Raw genomic sequence first — 14346 nt, 5'->3', positions numbered from 1 at the left:
TGTCATGCTCCCTCTATCTGTTCAAGTATCTTCATGCCCGCCTCAATGGCATCGGCTTGCTGTTGCCACTCCCGGAACTGCCGGGTCGTGCCCCCGCGCAGCAAATCGCGCTTTACCGCGCCCAGCGCCTGCACAAGCTGATCGCGCAGCTCGCGGGCAAACACCGGATCAGCGCCGGACAGTCGCGTTTCCAAACTGGTCATCATGGCGCTCGACTCCTTTTAATTTGACGATGTATTGCTGTTTGCCCTTGCTCACCACCACCGCATCGCGGCGAATAGCCAGCACACGTACCCCGCTGGTGGTCGCACCCCCGACCGGATAGCGCTGGTTGTCCGCCAGGATCACATAGGGCACCCGGCCAAACGAAACGCTGCGCACATCGAACTCCAGCTCATCCTGGCGCGGTGTTCGGGTCTGATTGATCAACTCCAGCGCAGGGTAGGCACCAAACTCGCGGCGAAACTGCTGATGCACTTGCCGAAACAGGACGAGTTGGTGCTCATCCAGTTGCCCGGAGAGCTCAAGACGATCGCTTGCCTCGCGCACCCGCAACGCCCCCGTCAGCCCCTGATCCTGTAGCAGGGCATCAAGACGCTTGCGATAGGCACCGGCGATCTGCACCTGATTTTCAACCCCCAGCAAGCCGGGCACCTCCTGCTTGAGCAGGGATTCAATGCTGTTCCACTTGCCATCTTGCCCCTGAATTTCACCGCTGAGCTTGAGCCAGCCTGGTTCCTCGCCATTGCGGATTTTCAGCTGTTCATAACCGAGCTTTTGCAGGATAAAACCTGCCCCCTGCCGCAGATCCTCCATGGTGCGCAGATCCAGGCGATAGCTGAAACCATTGCCGTCAAGGAACTGCTGCAGGGCAAGGCGACTACTGTTTTCATCGACATAACCCGATAACAACCACAGCGCCGGTTCGGCATTGCCGATCACTACCTGACGGTAGATCGGCGCGGCGAGAAATCGCTTCAGGGTCTGCTCGCTGCGGGCAGCATCCCCTTCACCGCTACCCTGCCACCAGCCTTGGGCCAGCAAGAACAGCACCCCCATCATCAAGGTCAGACAAACGCCGCCCAGCAACAGGTCGGCACGACCAGCACGACGGCGCGGGCGAGGTGGCGCAGCCACTTGGGCACTGTCGTCAAACTGCGCGGGCAAGACACGGCTGCTGTCACAGAAACTCCAGAGCAGCGGGCCTGCCTCCAGTCGCGTCCCCGCCCTGAGCGGGTCCCCCGCGGTCAGGGCGACACCGTCCTGAGTCGGGGTAATACCATCGGCCCACGCTTGCAGGGTGATTCCTTCAGCACTGACCAGCAGCACCAGATGCTCGGCGGCCATCCCCTCATCCACCAGCACCAGATCGGCCTTGAGGGGATCGGAACCGATGACCAGACGCCCCTCCGGCAGAGGGACTTCTACCCCGCGGTTGAGCCCGCGATACACGCGGCACTTCCAGCTCATCGGGTGGCACCCTCATTGTCCGCCTGCATACACCAGCTGGCAGCGGGCGTACATTTTTGATCCTTGTTCATCTCGACCAGTCGCCATCCCTGTTCGTTGCCCATCCGGCACTGGGTAAGGGAGGAGCTCTTGCCACCCTGACGTAACAGCTGCTGTACGTCCCGTGCCGCGGCCAGCGGCTGACACTGGGCACCACCCAGCACCTTGCCAAGAGAGAGGCTCTGGTTGGAGATCTCGTCGACGCCCAGCACGCTGGCCCGCAGATCCTGGCCGTTTCCGAGCGACAAATAGTGTGCGATGCCGTCATCAATCAGCCGAGGCTCGATGATAAAGAGCCGTACCGAGCGACGGGTCTGGGTATCCTTGCTGCGAAATAGCGCCCCCAGATAGGGAATATCGCCGAGGAAGGGCACCTTGCTCAGGTTTTCGCTCATCTCATCCCGGTAGATCCCACCGATCAGCAGGCTCTGGCCATGGCCGACCCGGGCTATGGTGTCCACTACGGTGCGTTGTATGGTGGGCAATCCATCCGCCCCCGTGCCGTTAGGTTTCTGGCTGCCATCTTCGATATGGAGGCTCAGGCTAATCTCTGGTTTGTCCCCCATCTGGATCACCCGTGGCGTCATCCGCAACATGGTGCCGTAGGTGATCCCCTGCAGTTCCGCTACCCGCTCGCCGCTGATCTTGACGTAGTAAGTTTCGCTGTGGTCGATCACCGCCTGGGTGTTCTCCTGGGTCAGCAGGGTCGGACGGGAGACCACTTGGGCATTGCCCTCGTTCTCCAGTAAATTGACCCGGGCCAGCAGATAATCGAGCCCTTTGGAGTCCACCAGACTGCCAAGCGCCGCAGCGCCTTCAATTCCTTTGCGATCGCCGGTGGTCTTGATGATCACCTGCTGGTTGGAACCGGTGCGGATCCCCACTCGCCAGTCCACCCCCAGCTGGGAGAGATCTTCGGCATTGATGTCGATGATGGAGAGCGCCACCTCGATGCGGGCCGCCGGTTTGTCGAGCGCGGCGATCAGCTTGCCGTACATCGCCATCCGCTCAGGGGTATCGCGCACGATCACCGCGTTGAGAGAGGGATCGGCCTGCACGATAGCCTGACCGGAAGTGACCGCCGCCCCTTTCGTGTTGCCCTCGCCGTTGACCATCTGCACCCCGGCATCACTGAGCAGTCTGGCCAATATGGTTGCTAAACCGGGTGCCTCCACATCAGTATCGCGATACTGGATCGAGCGATCGGTGGCCGACGCGTACTTGAGCGGGAAGATCTCGATGGCCAGCGGCCCGGTCTTCTCACTGCGCAGCTGAGTCTGCTGCTCCAGCGCCACCGCAGTCTGCTCGATCAATTCGAGGTACCGGGGCGGGCCGGAAACATAGACCAGCCGGTTATCCGCATCGGGGCGCCAGCCAAAGCGCGGCTCCCAGATCCCGGCGCGCTGCAGCGCCTGCTTCAATTCAGCGGCACCGGTCTGCTCCAGATTGATGAGTCGGGATTGCACTTCACTGTTCTTGAAGACGTAGAGCACATTGCCATCGTAGTACCAGACCAGGTTGTAGAGGGAGGCGAGCTGCTGCAAAAAGGCCAGCGGCTCGTCATGTTCAAACTGGCCGTTGACCTGATCGTTGACCTTGTCGCTGACCACCACCGAGACCTCATAGTTGGCCCCGAAGTTGACCAGTACATCGCGCAGGCTCTCCCCTTCCGCCACATAGCTGTAAGGCATTGGCACCCAATCCAGCTCCTGCGCCGCGACCGGGCGCGACCAGATCGCCACCGCGAGGCAGAACCACAACAAAGGATGCAGCAGGGGCTGCATGCTCAAGGGTGCCATATCATCTGTCTCCACTGGGGGGCCAATGCGGCCTCGGTTAATTGGGGTTCCAACTGCTCTAGCAGGGCAATGTGCTGACTCAGTCGCTCAGCCAGCAACTGCTCGTCGAGCCACTCCAGAGCGAGTCGGGCCTCCAGCTGAAGGTTGCCCAGCTCGTCCAGCACCAGGGCATGGGGGGTATGACGACCCCAGGCCACCACCTGTTGTAGCAAGCGCTTCAGCAACGCCGGATCATCTGTTGCGGCAGCGTTCGTCCCGCTGCTTGCAAGGGGGGTACTCAGCAGCAACTCACCGCTTCTCTGGGTCAAAAAGAGCGGATAACCATCGAGGCGCAGGTGGTATTTTCCCTGCGCGTCGGCAACAAAAGGCCCTTGGCCAAGGGTTGCGGCCAATCTATTCAGTAAAGTTTGCATAGTTCCTCGGGCTATCTAGGGCTCGGCAGGCTGCCAGTAGAAGTGATCCTGACCCAGGGCAATACCCCGACCGACCAGCCACTCGCGCAACGTAAGGGCCACGTCGTCCTGGTGGGGCAGCGCCTGCAGGGCGTGCCAGAATGCGCCAAGCTCCAGCGGTACCGGCATCAGAAGTGCCGGGTCGCCTTCCTGACTGGTCTGCCCATACCAGGCGGGCCAAGCCAGCTGAAGACGCGCTTCGCAATCGGACTGCAGTTGTGTAAGCGCCTGCTCGCGCTGGCTCAACTGCGCAAGCTGGTCGGCGATCCGGCTCTCCAGATCCGCCGGCACATCGACCACTGTCTGCCAGAACACCGCCTGGGCATTGAGTTGACGGCGCATCACCTGCAGCTGTACCAGCTCGTTGCGCCAAACGCCGTAGAGCGGTTCCAGACGCTGCACCCACCAGCGATGCAAAGGGTAGAGCACCCAGTGCCACAGCAAGGCGCGATCCGCCAGATTGATGCGATCTCCCAGCTGTTGCAGCCAGTCGCAGCGATCACCGGCAGCCAGTCGCAGAATTTGTTGCAACTCTTCGCGAGAGACGCTCAGCGCGGCATCCAGACGACGCTGGAACCAGAGGGATTCCAGCAGGCTCTCCAGCCGGGTTCTTGGCAACAGCCGTTGCAACAGGCCCATTTGCTGTGAGGTGATCACGCCGGCATCCTGATAACGGAGCACGGACAGCTGGCCGACCAGACGATCCCGACTCAAGGAATCTGGCTGAACAACGGTAACCCGACGACCTGCAAACAGGCCCTGGTTAGGTGAATTGTGATCTTGCTGACTCATGCTATGCCTTGCTCATCTTGCTGCGGGCAGTAATGGAATGATGTTTCGATATGCTGGCTATTCTATCCATTGCCTCGCTCCGCGGCTTATAAAAAACGTCAGATTATTTTAGTCCGGCGTTAATCTGTGCCGTGTCTGGCACGGCTTGGCGTACAACCAAAACGACGGCGATAACTCTGGGTAAAATAGGATTGGCTGGAAAAACCGGCCTCCATCGCAATATCGACAATGCTCATTTCGCTATTGAGCAATAGCTGATGAGCGAACAGGATCCGCCGTTCACTGATCCAGGCGCGCGGTGAGACGCCATATATCGAGCCAAATAGCTCCTTGAAGGTGGTCAGCCCCATGCCGAACTCTTTGGAAAATTCGCTGAGCTTCCACTCCATCAAGTAGTGCTTTTCCATAAACTGTTGCAACCGCTCGACCTGACGATTACTCAGCTGACGAAAAATGGACATCAGTTGAGGTCCCTGCTCACCAAAGGCGAGCAGAAACAGCAGCTCTTCGGTGCGTAATTGGGCCAGTGCGGGGGGATGTTCATGGTCAATCAAGCCGCATAGCCCCTGAATGCATTGGGTCAGCAGGGGAGAAGAGTGAAACGGTAACAGCGTGGGGGCCATCCCCTCCAGCCGGGGTACTTCGCTCAACAGGGAACCGAAACGTTGCAAGAAGCCTTGCAAAAAGGAGTTTGACAGAGGTAGCCAAAGCAGGCGGCAGGGGCCGTCACCGGTACAGACCGCGTAGTTGCCACGGCGCACAAACAGAAGTTCGTTGGGGGATAATTCATAGGTATCGGTACAGTCCTGCCACTTCATCGATCCTTCCAGGAGAATATAAATTCCCTCTTGCGGATGTTCGATAACGTTAAAAGCAGACATGCACCACTGGAGCAGGGCCATATCGCCCTTCTCTGCGGTAGTAATGCCATTCATATGTTTTGTTTTCCTGAATCTGCGTGTAGTGCCAGTGACACCTCGATAGAAGCAAGCCTCTGTCGGGTGGTTTCTTATTGGCTTTTATTTATTATTTTTTAATTAAATACATCATCTGGTGAGCTAAAAATTAATCACCATTGAAATGAGGGTGAATCCTACAACAGTCACAAGCAGAAAAACCAGCCAGAAATTAGAGCTAACACACTATTTATCCCATATTGCGGCTCATGTTTCATGCTGCACTTACAGCAAAAGATACTTTGTTACAAAAAGAAACCTTTAATCTTAACTGACAATTTAATAAATGATTGATTTGAGGCTTGTTATTTAAATACGCTCACTACTGACATTGTGGGTAACAAGCTTTTGGCTGCAATTGAATAACAATCTTTTCGCCATTAAAAACCTTAAAAACTTTCTGCTGACGCATGGCCTGCACTGCACTGCTATCCATAAATCGCAATCTGGCACGCAGATAGATCTCCCCTTCCGCCAATTGCAAGGGAGTCAAGCGTAAATCAAACAACAATGGCAGCATGCTCACCTCATAGCGGGTAGCCGCCACTTGCAAGGGGCGCCCCTCAATCACGCTGAGCACAGCCACCTCGACCGTGGCCGGTCGCGGCAAGGCTGCAGGAAAATGCACCTCTCCCTTGAGTTGCTGTTGGGATGGCTTCAGCTCCGGGGTGGTAACACAACCGGCAAGCGAGGCCAACAACATCAGCGCCAGCAGACCTCTCATAACACCCGGATCCGACGTTCGGCCAGCGAGGTATGCTCGCCCTGTTGCAGTCGCTGAAGCGCCAGCTCCTGTACTTGATTGAGGGTAATGGAATGTCGCAGCAGTGCCGACAGGGGAACTGGACTCGCACTGGCTGGCTGTGCGCTCATGGTTCTGCCAGCAAATCCCCCTACCTTGCCCGGCTCTACCGCATGCAGGGCCAGTGCGCCTTGTGACTCCTGAATCTTCATGGTTATACCCGCACTCCCATCACCTGATCACTGCCGCCTGCGTCCCGAGTACCGGGTTGCAGCAACTCTTGCCAGAACTCGGCATGCTCCAGCATGCTGGCGAGACTCTCTTCAAGGTATGCCAGGGTCAACCGGCTTGCCGTCATCTGACGATAAAGTTGCACCGTCAGGCTCTCTTCATCGAAACCAAAGTGGAGATTGAACTGATACCAGTGACGGTTAAAACTGGCTAGCTGACGAAAGATCCCCTCACCAACCTGATGCAGCTCGGCCACATCGACCTGCAGCACCAGATGATCCCGCTCCGGCACCAGGATCAGGCTAAGTTGCAGCTGCTCGTCAAAGCAAAGCGCGGCGACCCCCTCCTGATTCAGAGCCAGGGATGACAAACCATATTTGGTGGCAAACTCAGTGAGCAGCCGATTGATGATGACAGTTACATCCATGATTTCCTCCAGCACAGAGGAGTGGATGTTAGCTTGCCACGTCCATGCAGGCTGTCACTCAAGGGCGCCACTTTTAAGAAAAATGGCCGGAAAAACAAAAAGGCGCCCGCACGGGCGCCTTGCTGACCAGGGTGTTTATGCAACACCGAATGCCGCTTTCAAAGCCTGGTTCTGGCTCTGTGAGTACTGCTGAAGCAGCTGCAGCAGCTCTTTCATAAAGTTGGCATTGGCGGACATATTGTCCTCGGCCTTCTGCTTCTCGGTCTGGCTGATGGTCGCCTGGACTTCGTCTTCTTTCGCATCAGCCTGACTGCCACCCTGAACGACCTGCACCGCAGAGTTGCCTACTTGCCCTAACGACTGGGTCACGCTATTGAACACCTGGCTCCGCTCGGAAGTGCGAGCAAACTTCTTGTCCAACAACCGGGTCGCGTTACTGTCTGCAACTTGATCCTGTTTCCAGATCTTGCCCACCTCAGCACGGTCAACCTGTTGGCCCTGCTTGCTCAAGCTATCAACCTTGGCATCAATCAAGGCTTCGCGACCGGCAATCTTGCCGTCAAGGGATTGCTGCTGCTTGATGCTCTTGGCACCCTTGCCCAGGCTGATCCCGCCCATAATGGCAGAGAAACCCGCCATCACGCCGGAGACCACCGCCGTCGCGATCATCAGCATGGCGCCGTGGCGCATCTCAGCAACCTGCGCCTGCTGGTTGCTGATGACCAGCTTGTTCTCGATATCCCGAACCAGCAACCCCTCTTCACGGGCCTGACGGGCCAATTTGAACAGCAAGGACATCATATCCATTGTGCTTTCGAGCTGGCCGACAATTTGAGTCACCCCTTTGGTATCGAAAGGGATGGAGGGGCGTGGCAACACGGGAACCCCTGTTTTACCTGGCATTTGGCTGTTGATAGTGCTAGCCGCTTCATGGTTGGTGCCCTGAGTCCGAGCCGGCTGTACGTCACTGCTACGCACGTCGGCCAACGGAACTGCCTGGGTCACACTGTTTGCATAATCACTGTTAATCATGGTCGGTACTCCTTAGATAGCGGCAGGTCTGCGGGCCAGATTGTTCATCATGTCGCCCTTGGCACTGATCATCTGGAAGATCATCTCCATGGTCTGCTGGAACGCCTCGATCATCTGGGCTATCGCCTCCTTGAGCTTGTCGATGACCCCTTGCAACTCGGTCATCTCACTCTTGCTCAAGGCAAGGTCAGCTTGGGCATTCAGCGACTCGGACTCTTTAACAGACTGGACCGATTTACTCACGCCACTGCTCACATCAATGAGGATATCGGCGCCCTGGGTAGCCATTTTGGCAACTTTCGCCGCCTGACCTGTCACCTTCACCGCCTCAACGGTCGCTTTGGCACCAAACTTGGCGGCCACTTCACCCGCTTTAGCAGCGATCTTGGCGGTGACATCCGCCACCTTGCCCCCAATCTTGCTGGCCAGTTTGGTGATCGCACCACCAATGGTCGAGCCGAAGCTGACTGCGGCCGAAATCACTGCCAACGCAATCTCTATGCCCATCAGGGCTGGCCCCAGCTTCTCCATCACCTCCTTGGAGATAAGGCCATCCGCAGCGGCCTGCTGCACGGCCATGTTGACCATGCCAACGACACCGGCGGCAATCATCAAGGCCCCAGCAGCAGCACCCACTCCGGTTGCCACCATGATGGCACCGATAACGACAGAGGCGATGGCACTGAGCCAGCCGAAAATTTTGCCAAAGATACCGGCCTTCTTGGCCTCCTTGGCACTCTCTTCCGCCTCTTTGATCTTCTCCTGGTTCTCGCCGATCTTCTTCTCATTCAGATCGCGAGCACGCTTGATATCCTCAAGCTTCAGCTTGGTCTGGGTCTTCTCCAGATCGCTGGTAAGCTTGCCCAACTCAATCTCGAACGCTTCGGGCGACGTAAAGGCGGCGGTCACCAACCCGGTGGTGTGCGGCAGAATCACGCGAGTGTTCTCCTTAACCGAGGCTACCAACTTGCCGATTTCACCAAGCTGCTGTGCACTGACTTGGCTATTGCTCACCGTCAGCGGTGCGTTCAACGAGACACCAGACTTGCGGGCTGGCCCACTGACCTGCGCAGTCGCAGCATCGAGCCGTGTTTCACTACGTGGTTGGGTAACGGGCGTCAGGCCCGCGACCTCACCAATGTTTCCCAGCGGGGAAACGCTTCTTTCATTGCTGATCGGGTTCATCTTGCAGATCCCTTCTGATTGCGACGGCTTCCAACATCACCTTGGCGCTTGTTGCCAGGTCAGCCTGCTGCGGATCGGCGTCCGCCAGCAAGTGGGCCGAGTGGAAGCCACTCTCGGCCCCGTTCAAATCACCTTGTTGTAACCGACATTCAGCGGCATGAAACGGGAAACGGGGATCTTTCAGATCGAGCATGGCGCCAAAGCTGTAGCTCTGGACCGCGGTTTCAAACTCGCCCATCGCCTGACGGCAGGCACCGAGCCCGAGGAAATAGCGCGGCTGGTAGTGATCCAGCATGCAGAGCGCTTGGAAAATCTTGTGGGCATCTTCCCACTTGCCCGCCTGATACTGGCCAAATGCCAAAGCATAGAGCTGCTCCAGGGTATCGCTGGAGATCTCCTGCAGCATGGCCAGGGTGCCGCCATCCGCCATAAAGGCTTCCAGCTCGGCGTCATATTGCGGGGTCAGGGTGGTGTCGGTCTGCATGATCTCTCCTTAAATAGCGCCAAGAATGTCGCGCATGATGCTGTCGTATTTCTGGATAAAGCGGTTGAGTGCCTCAATGGCGGCGTTGTAGCGCGAGCTGACATCGTTGAGGCGGGTCGTCTTCTCGCTGACCTGATCGTTGAGCGGACGGGAGCGGTCACTCACACTGGTGGAGAAGTTGCCAAGCTTGTTGTTCTCTTTGTCATATTTGTACTCGGCTTCTATGCCACTCATGGCGCCGCTCTTCTTCTGGTCACTTTCGAGAAACGCTTTAACGGTTATGCTCTGCTTCTCTACGATCTTCTCAAAAATGGCTTTTTTACTCTCATAATCGGCCTTAGCTGCCTCCAGGGTTTTGGGGTCTAGGCTGGCCGACTTTACTTTTTCCAGCTCATTTTTAGCGTTGGTGAAATCTTGCTGTGCTTTGTTAACGTCTACATTGGTAAACATTTTTGACAACAGTTTGAACTCTGCCCCTTCCATAAATTTGGCCAGTGACTCATAGCCATAGAGCTTGTAATCCAGCAGATTGAAATTTGTGTTGAAGGTCGGCTTGTCGGATGCCTCCGAGAGCTTTTTGTTGATCTCGGACTGGATCACCCCGTAGATCTTCAGCTCGGCGGTCATATCTTTCAGTTCATTGCCGAGTGCTTTGCGCTGGTTGTCCTGAAATGCCATCACCCCGGTAAAGACGTTGATGATGTCGTCATCAATGCGATCCATGGTCAGCGCACTGAGGGAGAGCAACATAAATTCGGATACCGTCCAGCTGGTGACCTTGGGCTCGCGTTTCTCACCTTGCTCAATCAACCCATTGATAGCAGTAACGGCTGCTTCTTGGCCTCGCAAAAACTGATCTGTGGGCCATGACCCGTTGACCGTAGTCGGATCTGTCAAGTACTGAGCCAGCAACTTCTTCAGTTGCTCCCTTGTCAGCGGGGTCGGTTTGTCGGCACTGATGGTGATCTTGCCATCAAGCAAGGCGAGCAACTCGTTCAGCTTGAGATTTTTATGGCCCGGCAATGCGTCGATCGCTTGCCCATCGAGCCAGCCGACAAACCCGGCTGCGTTGCTGTTGTAGTCAGGGATAGTGCTCATCACAACTCCTTAAATCATCAGTCCGCGCATCATGGTCGGACGCCTGCTTTTGCGCCCCTCTCCCGACTGAGCCGGCAATAGCGCCTGTCTGCGCTGGATCTCCGCCAACAACTCCTGTTCGGCCACCGCCACCTGTTCGGTCGGGGCATCAAACAGCAACTGACAGGTCTGATCCGAGAGGGCCAGTCCGGCCAGCATCTCCTGCAACAGAGCGTTGCGGTGATCGCTGTCGGCGATGGCTTGCTCCGCCTGGGCGATGGCCTCGCTATGATGGGCAAAACGCGGTTGTTTCATCTTGGCTCCTATTCTATGAGGCCCCTTTGGACATGCCTGTCACGCAAGGCCGTGCTTTTGTCGTTTTCGCATATCCCGCAGCGAACAGACCTGTTCGGCCGCCAGCCAGAACCAACCGGGTTCTGGTTCGCTGGCTCCCGTCCAGCGCAAGTAGAAGTGGCCGAGCCGCTCACCGCTCAAGCTACTGCCGCGAAAGACATCGACGTTGCCGTAAAGTGCATAACCCGGGCCGAGCACTGACAGAGTGGCTTCGGCCAGCAGATAGAGGGCGGCAAAGGGATTGACCAGACCGGCCTGCGCGCCCTGGCGGCGCACCAGCAGGATCCAGACCCGCCGGGTCGCAAGGTCAACCCGCCAGGCGAGGTAGATATGGCGATAACAAAAACCGTGACCAAGCTGGATCGGGGTATTGCCCAGATGGTAGGGCGTCACGTCGAGCCCTCTGGCCTGCAGCCAGGGGATCAGGGGGTCAGAGATTAACGGGTCACCACTCACAGGCAGACCCTCCCGAGGGGCTGGATATTGATCTGCTGGGTCAGCTCCTGATAAGAGAGCACCGGCAGGGCATGGTAATCCCCCTCAATCAGCTTGCGTACATAGCGGCGGATATCCATGGAGACAATCAGCACCGGCTTGTTCTGCATTTGGGCCAGATCACCCACCGTATGGCGCACCTGATCGAGGAAGCCCTGGGTAATGGTAGGGTCGAGCGCCAGATAACTACCGGCGCTGGTCTGACGAATACCACCACGGATCTGCTCTTCCACCTGCTGATCAAGCAGATAAGCAGGCAGTATGTTGTTGCCATTGGCGTACTTGTAGCAGATGTAGCGTTTGAGGCTGCTGCGGATGTACTCGGTGAGCTGCACTACATCCTTCTCTTTCTGGCCCCACTCCACCATGGCCTCGAGAATGGCGCGCATGTTGCGGATGGAGATGTCCTCCCCCACCAGCCGCTGCAAAATTTCGGTCATTCGCTGCAGCGGTATGATGCGCTGCGCCTCCTTCACCAGCTCGCCATAGCTCCCCTCCATCTGCTCCAGCAAGTAGCGGGTCTCCTGAATGCCGATAAAGTCCTCGGCATATTCCCGTAGCACGTGAGAAAGGTGCCAGGTCACCACCTGATCGGTGGTCAGGGTGGCGAGCCGCGACTTATCCAGCCGCTCCTGATGTTCGCTTGATACCCAGAGCGTGGGCTGGCCCGGCAGCAGCGGCGCACCCTCTTCGTAGGGGATCCCCAACAGATCGAGCTGGGAGGCGTGCTCCTGCACCAGTTGATGACCCGGTCGCAGCAGGCCACGGGCCACCGGTACCTCTTGCAACTGGATCAGGTATTCGCCAGGTCCCATCCCCTCGTTAAAGCGCAGATGGATACCCGGAAAAGGGACCCCAAGATCGAGATAGAGGGCCCGCCGCACTCGCACCAGCTCGTCGTTGAGGGCGATAGCTTCAAGATCGGCCTGCAGCGCCGCATCCACGTCAATCAGCAGGGGCACCGTCATGGCGAACTCCTCCTTCTCCCCCAGCTTGCCCCTTGGCTTGCTACCGGGTTTTGGCTTGCTACGGGCGGCTGGTGCACCGGCTCCCTGCGCCAGCACTGAAGGCAGATCCTGACTGTTGCTGCTCTGCTCCTTGCGCTGGCGCAGCCCGATAAAGTACCCCCCGGCCGTAACGATGGCCGCTAGGGTAAAGAAGGTGATCATCGGGAAGCCCGGGATCAACCCAAACAACGCCAGCAGCAGACCGCCAATCAGCAGCGCCTTGGGCTGGGCCACCACCTGGGCGCCGATATCGGTACCCAGATCGGAGGACTCTTCGGAAGAGACCCGGGTGACGATAATCCCTGCGGTGATGGCGATCAGCAGTGCCGGCACCTGGGAGACCATGCCGTCCCCCACCGTCAGGATGGTGTAGAGCTGCAGCACATCGGCGGCGGACAACCCCTTCTGGGTCACCCCGATGGCGACCCCGCCGAGGATGTTGACGAAGATGATGATGAGTCCCGCGATGGCGTCCCCCTTCACGAACTTCATGGCGCCATCCATGGAGCCGAACATCTGGCTCTCCTTCTCGATGACCCCACGCCGATCCCGCGCCTCATGCACATCGATCACCCCGGCACGCATGTCGCCGTCGATACTCATCTGCTTGCCGGGCATGGCATCAAGAGAGAAGCGGGCACTCACCTCGGCTACCCGCTCCGAGCCCTTGGTGATCACCAGAAACTGAACGATGGTGATGATGAGGAAGATGACGATCCCCACCACCAGATTGCCCCCCACCACGAAGTTACCGAAGGTGTAGACGATCTGCCCCGCATCAGCCTGCAGCAGGATCATCCGGGTGGTACTCACCGATAACGCGAGCCGGAACAGGGTGGTAATCAGCAGCACCGCCGGAAAGGCGGAGAACTGCAGCGGCGAATTGATATAGACCGCCATCATCAGCAGCACCACCGAAATGGTCATGTTGATGGCGATCAGAATATCGAGGGCCACCGGCGGCAGCGGCAAGACCATCATGAAGACGATGGCTAGCAGCAGCACCGCCAGCATGATGTCCTTGCGCTCGCCTATCCGGCGCAGCAGCTCAAGGGAGCGTTGATTCATTCTGCTCTTCCAGTTCGAGGTATTGTTGATAGGCGAAACGGGCTTCATCGAGCCGTCCCGCCAGCTGGCAGGCGCGGCTGCGGCAGAGCCAGAGCGGGCCGTCGACCTCCCCTTGCTGCATCAGCTGGTCGACATGAGCCAGCGCGGCCTCCCCCTCCCCCTGCTTGAGCAGGGCCACCAGCAGGGTTCGTCGCCCCCCCTGATGGTCGGGGTGGATCTGCAGCAGGGCGGCTAGCAGCACACTCGCCTTGTCGGGGTGGCCATATTGCAGTTGCAGCCAGCCGGTGAGCAGCAGCGCATCCTGCTGCTGTGACGTAAGAGCCATGGTCATACCTTGTGCAGCAGATGAAGGGTCATCTGCATCAGTTGTTCATCGACGTGCATCTGCTCGAGCAGCGCGGCGGCCGCTCGTATTTCGGGGCTCTGCCCCTCGGCCAGCACACTTCGCAGCCCCTGCATCGCCTGATTGAAATCAACGGGTCGCAGCAAGTCGTGAAAGCCGCGATGGGGGGTGGCGAAATCGAGCAGCGCCCGTTCCGCCAGCCGCTCGGGGTAGAGGCGGCTGATATGGGGTTCGATAGACTGGCCATCGGGCAGCAGGGCATAACGCCCCGGCAGGCTGCGTTCCTGATCATCCAGGGAGATGGCGCTGAGCTGCTCGATACCGATATGTGCAGCAGTAATTCGACTCATATGCTCCACCCCTTACTGCGGTTTGCTGTCATGGCGCTCGGCG

18 protein-coding genes are annotated in these 14346 nt (G+C 57.9%); all 18 read right to left on the bottom strand.

Features of this window, described 5'->3' with window-relative positions; translation table 11 throughout:
• Window positions 1–2: 2 nt before the first annotated feature.
• Window positions 3–206, bottom strand: coding sequence for an EscE/YscE/SsaE family type III secretion system needle protein co-chaperone (locus CF137_RS11530; protein ID WP_139719109.1), 204 nt, complete (start codon window positions 204–206; stop codon window positions 3–5).
• Window positions 169–1470, bottom strand: a complete 1302-nt coding sequence (gene sctD / locus CF137_RS11525; RefSeq protein WP_139719107.1) for a type III secretion system inner membrane ring subunit SctD — start codon at window positions 1468–1470, stop codon at window positions 169–171. Before sctD ends, CF137_RS11530 begins: the two co-directional genes overlap by 38 nt.
• Window positions 1467–3323: a SctC family type III secretion system outer membrane ring subunit AscC gene (gene ascC, locus CF137_RS11520; protein ID WP_193556568.1), complete on the bottom strand. Its 1857-nt coding sequence runs from the start codon at window positions 3321–3323 to the stop codon at window positions 1467–1469. Before ascC ends, sctD begins: the two co-directional genes overlap by 4 nt.
• The gene (locus tag CF137_RS11515) at window positions 3296–3721 is read right to left on the bottom strand and encodes a YscB family type III secretion system chaperone (protein ID WP_139691076.1); all 426 of its coding nucleotides are present in this window, start codon (window positions 3719–3721) and stop codon (window positions 3296–3298) included. The genes ascC and CF137_RS11515 overlap by 28 nt, the downstream gene beginning before the upstream one ends.
• Window positions 3722–3736: 15 nt before the next feature.
• Entirely contained in the window at window positions 3737–4552 is an 816-nt protein-coding gene (locus CF137_RS11510; protein ID WP_139719102.1) for a T3SS regulon anti-activator ExsD domain-containing protein, read from the bottom strand.
• A 119-nt stretch (window positions 4553–4671) separates the two neighbouring features.
• Window positions 4672–5487 carry an AraC family transcriptional regulator gene (locus CF137_RS11505; protein WP_139691074.1) on the bottom strand — a complete coding sequence of 272 codons (816 nt, stop codon included), beginning with the start codon at window positions 5485–5487 and terminating at the stop codon, window positions 4672–4674.
• Between the two features lie 343 nt (window positions 5488–5830).
• Window positions 5831–6232 carry a YscW family type III secretion system pilotin gene (locus tag CF137_RS11500; RefSeq protein ID WP_139719100.1) on the bottom strand — a complete coding sequence of 134 codons (402 nt, stop codon included), beginning with the start codon at window positions 6230–6232 and terminating at the stop codon, window positions 5831–5833.
• On the bottom strand, window positions 6229–6462 hold the full coding sequence (locus CF137_RS11495) for a T3SS regulon translocated regulator ExsE family protein (protein ID WP_139719098.1): 234 nt from the start codon (window positions 6460–6462) through the stop codon (window positions 6229–6231). The genes CF137_RS11500 and CF137_RS11495 overlap by 4 nt, the downstream gene beginning before the upstream one ends.
• Before the next feature lie 2 nt (window positions 6463–6464).
• Complete coding sequence (locus CF137_RS11490; RefSeq protein ID WP_101317362.1) at window positions 6465–6908, bottom strand: type III secretion system chaperone; 444 nt, start codon at window positions 6906–6908, stop codon at window positions 6465–6467.
• 135 nt (window positions 6909–7043) lie between these two features.
• Complete coding sequence (gene aopD / locus CF137_RS11485) at window positions 7044–7940, bottom strand: type III secretion system translocon subunit AopD (protein WP_139719096.1); 897 nt, start codon at window positions 7938–7940, stop codon at window positions 7044–7046.
• Window positions 7941–7952: 12 nt separating this feature from the next.
• Window positions 7953–9125, bottom strand: coding sequence for a type III secretion system translocon subunit AopB (aopB, locus tag CF137_RS11480; protein WP_139719094.1), 1173 nt, complete (start codon window positions 9123–9125; stop codon window positions 7953–7955).
• Complete coding sequence (locus CF137_RS11475; protein WP_139691068.1) at window positions 9106–9609, bottom strand: SycD/LcrH family type III secretion system chaperone; 504 nt, start codon at window positions 9607–9609, stop codon at window positions 9106–9108. The genes aopB and CF137_RS11475 overlap by 20 nt, the downstream gene beginning before the upstream one ends.
• 9 nt (window positions 9610–9618) lie before the next feature.
• Window positions 9619–10707, bottom strand: a complete 1089-nt coding sequence (locus tag CF137_RS11470) for a virulence-associated V antigen (protein WP_139719092.1) — start codon at window positions 10705–10707, stop codon at window positions 9619–9621.
• A gap of 9 nt (window positions 10708–10716) precedes the next feature.
• The gene (locus tag CF137_RS11465) at window positions 10717–11001 is read right to left on the bottom strand and encodes a type III secretion protein (RefSeq protein ID WP_139719091.1); all 285 of its coding nucleotides are present in this window, start codon (window positions 10999–11001) and stop codon (window positions 10717–10719) included.
• A 39-nt stretch (window positions 11002–11040) separates the two neighbouring features.
• Window positions 11041–11496, bottom strand: a complete 456-nt coding sequence (locus CF137_RS11460) for an LcrR family type III secretion system chaperone (protein ID WP_139719081.1) — start codon at window positions 11494–11496, stop codon at window positions 11041–11043.
• Entirely contained in the window at window positions 11493–13658 is a 2166-nt protein-coding gene (gene ascV, locus CF137_RS11455; protein WP_275066018.1) for a SctV family type III secretion system export apparatus subunit AscV, read from the bottom strand. Before ascV ends, CF137_RS11460 begins: the two co-directional genes overlap by 4 nt.
• Window positions 13591–13941 carry a type III secretion system chaperone AscY gene (gene ascY, locus CF137_RS11450; protein ID WP_153227365.1) on the bottom strand — a complete coding sequence of 117 codons (351 nt, stop codon included), beginning with the start codon at window positions 13939–13941 and terminating at the stop codon, window positions 13591–13593. The genes ascV and ascY overlap by 68 nt, the downstream gene beginning before the upstream one ends.
• On the bottom strand, window positions 13938–14303 hold the full coding sequence (gene ascX / locus CF137_RS11445) for a type III secretion system protein AscX (protein ID WP_139719075.1): 366 nt from the start codon (window positions 14301–14303) through the stop codon (window positions 13938–13940). Before ascX ends, ascY begins: the two co-directional genes overlap by 4 nt.
• Window positions 14304–14346 lie beyond the last annotated feature (43 nt).

Origin of the sequence: Aeromonas sobria (assembly GCF_006243315.1) — a bacterium.
In the GTDB taxonomy this organism is placed as follows: Bacteria; Pseudomonadota; Gammaproteobacteria; order Enterobacterales; family Aeromonadaceae; genus Aeromonas; species Aeromonas sobria_A.
Note: the sequence above shows the minus strand (reverse complement) of the source record. Positions and strands in the feature narration are given on the sequence as shown.